Origin of the sequence: Jatrophihabitans sp., from assembly GCF_036000465.1 — a bacterium.
In the GTDB taxonomy this organism is placed as follows: Bacteria; Actinomycetota; Actinomycetes; order Mycobacteriales; family Jatrophihabitantaceae; genus Jatrophihabitans.
The window spans coordinates 1-5,427 of record NZ_DASYFV010000069.1 but is presented as its reverse complement, the minus strand read 5'-3'; the positions used below and the strand labels follow the sequence as shown (position 1 = coordinate 5,427).

The 5,427-nt window shown below is 71.0% G+C and carries 7 protein-coding genes; 5 read left to right on the top strand and 2 right to left on the bottom strand.

Annotated elements, in window-relative coordinates:
• On the bottom strand, positions 1-1,078 hold a 1,078-nt coding region (locus VGN18_RS18920), incomplete at its 3' end, for an NADP-dependent malic enzyme (RefSeq protein WP_327541281.1).
• A 255-nt stretch (positions 1,079-1,333) separates the two neighbouring features.
• On the opposite strand from VGN18_RS18920, the gene VGN18_RS18915 reads away from it, so the two are divergent.
• Positions 1,334-2,500 (top strand): hypothetical protein, encoded by a 1,167-nt coding sequence (locus tag VGN18_RS18915; RefSeq protein WP_327541280.1) that lies wholly within the window; start codon positions 1,334-1,336, stop codon positions 2,498-2,500.
• A 78-nt stretch (positions 2,501-2,578) separates the two neighbouring features.
• On the opposite strand, the gene VGN18_RS18910 is transcribed toward VGN18_RS18915, so the two are convergent.
• The gene (locus VGN18_RS18910; RefSeq protein WP_327541279.1) at positions 2,579-2,923 is read right to left on the bottom strand and encodes a S24 family peptidase; all 345 of its coding nucleotides are present in this window, start codon (positions 2,921-2,923) and stop codon (positions 2,579-2,581) included.
• Between the two features lie 88 nt (positions 2,924-3,011).
• Between VGN18_RS18910 and sodN the strand changes: the two genes are divergently transcribed.
• The 4 genes from sodN to VGN18_RS18890 are packed head-to-tail and all read left to right on the top strand — an operon-like array spanning position 3,012 to position 5,379.
• Positions 3,012-3,425, top strand: a complete 414-nt coding sequence (sodN, locus tag VGN18_RS18905; protein WP_327541278.1) for a superoxide dismutase, Ni — start codon at positions 3,012-3,014, stop codon at positions 3,423-3,425.
• Positions 3,426-3,445: 20 nt separating this feature from the next.
• Complete coding sequence (locus VGN18_RS18900; RefSeq protein ID WP_327541277.1) at positions 3,446-4,087, top strand: histidine phosphatase family protein; 642 nt, start codon at positions 3,446-3,448, stop codon at positions 4,085-4,087.
• Between the two features lie 54 nt (positions 4,088-4,141).
• Positions 4,142-4,546, top strand: a complete 405-nt coding sequence (locus VGN18_RS18895; RefSeq protein ID WP_327541276.1) for an ATP-binding protein — start codon at positions 4,142-4,144, stop codon at positions 4,544-4,546.
• Positions 4,543-5,379: a SigB/SigF/SigG family RNA polymerase sigma factor gene (locus tag VGN18_RS18890; protein WP_327541275.1), complete on the top strand. Its 837-nt coding sequence runs from the start codon at positions 4,543-4,545 to the stop codon at positions 5,377-5,379. The genes VGN18_RS18895 and VGN18_RS18890 overlap by 4 nt, the downstream gene beginning before the upstream one ends.
• The last annotated feature ends 48 nt before the right edge of the window (positions 5,380-5,427 follow it).

Here is a 5,427-nt window from a genome sequence, read left to right as displayed (position 1 = left end):
GCACGATGTGGTCGGGCGCGAGCGCGTCGGCGACGACGTCGGAGAGCGCGGCGGCCGCGGCGAGCTTCATGTTCTCGGTGATCGCGAGGGCGTGCGCGTCGAAGGCGCCGGCGAAGATGCCGGGGAAGGCGAGCACGTTGTTGATCTGGTTCGGGTAGTCGCTGCGTCCGGTGGCGACGATCGCCGCGTAGCGGTGGGCGACGACCGGGTCGACCTCGGGGGTCGGATTGGCCAGGGCGAAGATGATGCCGCCGGGCGCCATGGTGGCCACCGCGGCCTCGTCGACCGCGCCGGCGCTGAGGCCGAGGAAGACGTCGGCGCCGCGCAGCGCGTCGATCATCGAGCCGGTCAGGCCGCTACGGTTCGTGCTGGCCACGAGCTCGGCCTTGATCGGCGTGAGATCGCGCCGGCCCGCGTGCAGGACGCCCTTCGAGTCGGCGACCGCGATGTCGCCGATGCCGGCCGCGAGCAGGATCTTCGTGCAGGCCACGCCGGCCGCACCGGCCCCCGACACCACGACCCGCAGCTGCGACAGCGTGCGCCCGGTGATCAGGGCGGCGTTGCGCAACGCCGCGAGGACTACGACGGCCGTGCCGTGCTGGTCGTCGTGGAAGACCGGGATGTCGAGGCTCTCGCGCAGCCGCTTCTCGATGTCGAAGCAGCGCGGCGCCGAGATGTCCTCGAGGTTGATGCCGCCGAAGGACGGCGCGATGCGCTGCACCGTCTCGACGATCTCGTCGGCGTCGGTCGTGTTCAGCACGATCGGCACCGCGTTCAGGCCGGCGAACTCGCTGAACAGCGCTGCCTTGCCCTCCATCACCGGCAGGGCCGCGGCCGGCCCGATGTTGCCCAGTCCGAGCACCGCGGTGCCGTCGCTGACGACGGCCACGAGGCGCGAGCGCCAGGTGTAGGTCCGGGCCACCGACTCGTCGACGGCAATGGCGGAGCAGACCTCGGCCACGCCCGGCGTGTAGGCCAGGGAGAGGGACTCGCGGTCGACGAGCGGCATCGTGCTGCGTACCGAGAGCTTGCCGCCCTCGTGGGCACGAAAAACCGCACTGTCCGCATCGAAACCCACTGCGCCTACTCCTGATCCACATCGATGAGGTCCTCGCCAGGTTACGGCGCAGGTAGTGATCGGCTCCCGGGGTTCGCCCGCACGTCGAGTCTGGCACGCGGGGGCAACCGGCGACCCCGTCAACGGCTCGGACGTGGTCAGGACCACCCGTCGCCGCGCGCGGACAAAACTGACATTCGGTTCGATCTGGACAAGCACCCGAACACGGGAGAAGCTCTGCGGAGTGCTCACACGGGGCGTCACGATGGAGGTTTCATGAAACACCTCGTTCTCACGGCTGCGGCAGGCGCCACGCTGCTCGCCGCAACCGTCCTGCCCACGACCAGCGCGGGGGCTGCCCCGGCTCAGGCCTCGGGCCGACACTCGGCGCGTACCTGCGCCGCCGCGCCGGCCGGTTACGCGGCGTGCGACGCCCGCGTCGTCGTGGACAACAGCGGCAAGCCCGTCGCCAACGCCACCCCGTCGGGCTACGGCCCGGCCGACATCCAGTCGGCGTACAAGCTCGCCGGCCTGACCACCGGCTCCGCCGTCGCCATCGTCGACGCCTACAACGACCCGACCGCCGCCGCCGACCTCGCGGTCTACCGCAGCCAGTACGGCCTGCCTGCATGCACCGTGGCCGGCGGCTGCCTGCGCATCACCAACCAGTCCGGCGGTAGCAACCTGCCGCAGACGAACGCCGGTTGGGCGACCGAGATCAGCCTCGACCTCGACATGGTCTCGGCGGCCTGCCCGAGCTGCAAGATCCTGCTCGTCGAGGCCGGTTCGGCGTCGTTCGCCAACCTCGGCGCGGGCGTCAACTACGCCGCGACACAGAGCGGCGTGAAGGCGATCAGCAACAGCTACGGCGGCAGTGACACCGCCCAGTCGAGTGCCTACAACCACCCGGGTATCGCAGTCACCGCGTCGACCGGTGACAGCGGCTACGGCATCCAGTCGCCGGCCAGCTACGACGCGGTCGTCGCCGTCGGCGGCACCAGCCTGACCAGGGCGTCGAACTCCCGCGGTTGGAGCGAGTCGGCCTGGAGCGGCGCCGGCAGCGGCTGCTCGACCCTGAACGCCAAACCGTCGTGGCAGACGGGCGTCACGCAGTGCTCGGGCAAGGCCGCGGCCGACGTCTCGGCCGTCGCCGACCCGAACACCGGTGTCGCCGTCTACGACTCGACCTCCTACCAGGGCCGCAAGGGTTGGCAGGTCTACGGCGGCACCAGCGCGTCGTCGCCGATCGTGGCCGGCGTCTACGCGCTCTCGGGCAACACCTCGGGCTACCCGGCCTCGATCGCGTGGGGCAACCCCTCCGGCCTGAACGACGTGAGCAGCGGTTCGAACGGCACCTGCTCGCCGGCCGTGTGGTGCACGTCCGGCGCCGGCTGGGACGGCCCGACCGGGCTCGGCACGCCGAACGGGACGTCCTCCTTCTGAATCGCCCCTGAACGACCGCACGACGCCACCGTGGGCCCCGGCCCGCGGTGGCGTCGTCTGTTCAACCCCCCGGTCAGCTCAACGCACGCGGCGCGGACGCCCCGGAGCGACCCGCACGACGACCCGGGCGAGCACCTCGGCCACGCCGTGGGACTCGCTGTCGCCGCCTGCGAACGGGTTGTCCGAGGCGAGCCACCAGCCGTCGCCTTCACGATGGACAACCCGCTTGACCACCAGTCGGTTGGGCATCGAGACGAAGCGGGCGAGGACGACGTCACCCGGCCGGATGCGGCGTCCGTGCCAGGCGATCACGACGTCACCGTGGCGCAGCGTCGGCACCATGGACGGCCCGTTCACCTGCACCCGCTGCCACGGGAGCAGCACCTGATGTTTGCCGTGGCCGGTGATAGTCAGGGCCTCCAAACGGGCATCGATGCGGGAGTAGGGTCGAAATGAGCTTCGGCTGATGTCCCAACACTGTGCCGTCCCAAACCCTGTGGAGGTCAAGGCTATGCGCCTGTTCCGTCCGATTGCCGTACGCAAGACCACCGTGGCGTTCGCCCACTGCGACCTGCCCTGCGGCGTGTACGACCCCGCCCAGGCCCGCATCGAGGCCGAGTCGGTGAAGGCGATCATGGAGAAGTACGCCGGCAACGAGGACCCGGTGTTCCGCACCCGCGCCCTGCTCATCAAGGAGCAGCGCGCCGAGCTGGTCAAGCACCACCTGTGGGTGCTCTGGACCGACTACTTCAAGCCGCCGCACTTCGAGAAGTACCCGCAGTTGCACGAGCTGTTCAACAAGGCGACGAAGGCGGCCGGCGCGTCCGGCGGCAAGGGCGACGTCGACCCGGCGAAGGGCCAGGAACTGCTCGACCTCATCGCCGAGATCGACACTATCTTCTGGGAGACCAAGAAGGCCGCCTGAGTCCACCGGGCGAGGCGATCATGACCACGTCGAGGGCCGGCTCCTCCCCGGAGCCGGCCTTCGCCGCTTCCGAACTCGGCGACAACACGACGATCTGGCTGGTCCGCCACGGCGAGACCGAATGGAGCGTGTCGGGCCAGCACACCGGCCTGACCGAAATCCCGCTCACCGACGCCGGCAAGAAGCAGGCCCTGGCGCTGCGCGAGGTGCTCGCCGACGTCCACCCCGCTCTCGTGCTGTGCAGCCCGCGCTCGCGGGCCCAGCAGACGGCGGCGCTGTCGGGCCTGACGATCGACGAGACGACCGACGACCTGGCCGAGTGGGACTACGGCGCCTACGAGGGCCGCACGAGCGCGGAGATCCGCGACGACGTCCCCGACTGGACGATCTGGACCCACGGCGTGCCCGGCGGCGAGACCGCCGCGCGGGTCCGCGAGCGGGCCGACCGCGTGCTCGCCCGCTGCGTCGAGGCGACCGCCGAGGGACCCGTCGTGCTCGTCGGGCACGGTCACTTCAGCCGCGTGCTGGGCGCCCGCTGGATCGGCCTGCCGGTCGCGGGCGGCGCGAACCTGCTGCTCGGCACGGCCGCGCCGTCGGTGCTCGGGGCGCAGTACGGCGTCCCGGTGATAGACCGGTGGAACCTGCCGAACCCCGCGTCCTGATCGCGCGCGACAATCAACCCAACGAGCCTGCCGACCCACAGAGCTGAGGAGCCCATGACCACCCCGGATCCGTCCCGCCCCGACGGCGACACCGTCGAGGTCCGTATCCCGGCCGACGTCGTCTACGTGTCGACCCTGCGGCTCACCGCGGCGAGCCTCGCCGCCCGCTGCGACCTGACCATCGACGACATCGAGGACCTCCGCCTCGCCGTCGACGAGGCCTGCGCCCTGCTGCTGCCCCACGCGACGCCGAACTCGACCCTGGACGCGCGCTTCGAGCTGAGCACGGGCCGCCTGGCCGTCGACACCAGCGTCGACACGAGCGACACCGCCGAGCCCGACCGCGACGGCTTCGCCTGGACGGTGCTGGGCGCCCTCGCCTCGACGGTCGACGTGCACCGCGACGGCAAGCGTCTGACCATCTCGGTCACCAAGTCCCGTGAGGCAGCGCAGAGGTGACTTCACCCCAGGACTCGGGGACCCCTAAGTCGGGGTCGTCGAAGCCCAGTCGCAACCACGGCGAGGCCTCCCGCCTGCTCGCCGAGTTGCACCAGCTGGATGCCGACGATCCGCGCCGTCCCCGGCTACGCGATCAGCTCGTCGAGCTGCACATGCCGCTCGTCGTCTACCTGGCCCGGCGTTTCTCCGGCCGCAACGAGCCGATGAACGACCTCGTGCAGGTCGGCGCCATCGGCCTGATCAAGGCCATCGACCGCTTCGACCCCGAACGCAAGCTGGAGTTCTCCACCTACGCGACGCCGACGATCCTCGGCGAGATCAAGCGCCACTTCCGCGACACCGGCTGGCTGATCCACGTGCCGCGCCGCGCGCAGGAACTGCAGACAACGCTCAACGCGGCCCGGGCCGACCTCAGCCAGGAACTCGGCCGCGCACCGACCGTGCCCGAGCTGTCGGCCCGCATCGAGGTCGACGAGGAGACGGTGCTCGAAGCCCTCGACGCCGCGCGCGCCTACAGCGGCGTGCCGCTCGACGTGCTGGCCGCGCCGGGCGAGAGCGTGCCCGAACACCCGATGCTCGGAATCATCGACGAGGGCTTCGAGCAGGTCGAGCAGCGCGCGATGCTGCGCAACGTCATCGCCAACCTGCCCGAGGCCGAACGCGAGATCCTGCTGCTGCGCTTCATCGCCAACAAGACGCAGACCGAGATCGCGGCCATCGTCGGGGTCTCGCAGATGCAGGTGTCGCGACTCGTCGCCCGGGGCCTGCGCCGGCTGCGCGAGAGCCTCGGCGCCCCGGAGCCGCAGGTCGAGCAGCGGCGCCGGCGCAGCTGATCAGGCGGGCGGTTCGCGGTCGAGCGCGGCCCGCACCGGCGGGGTGAA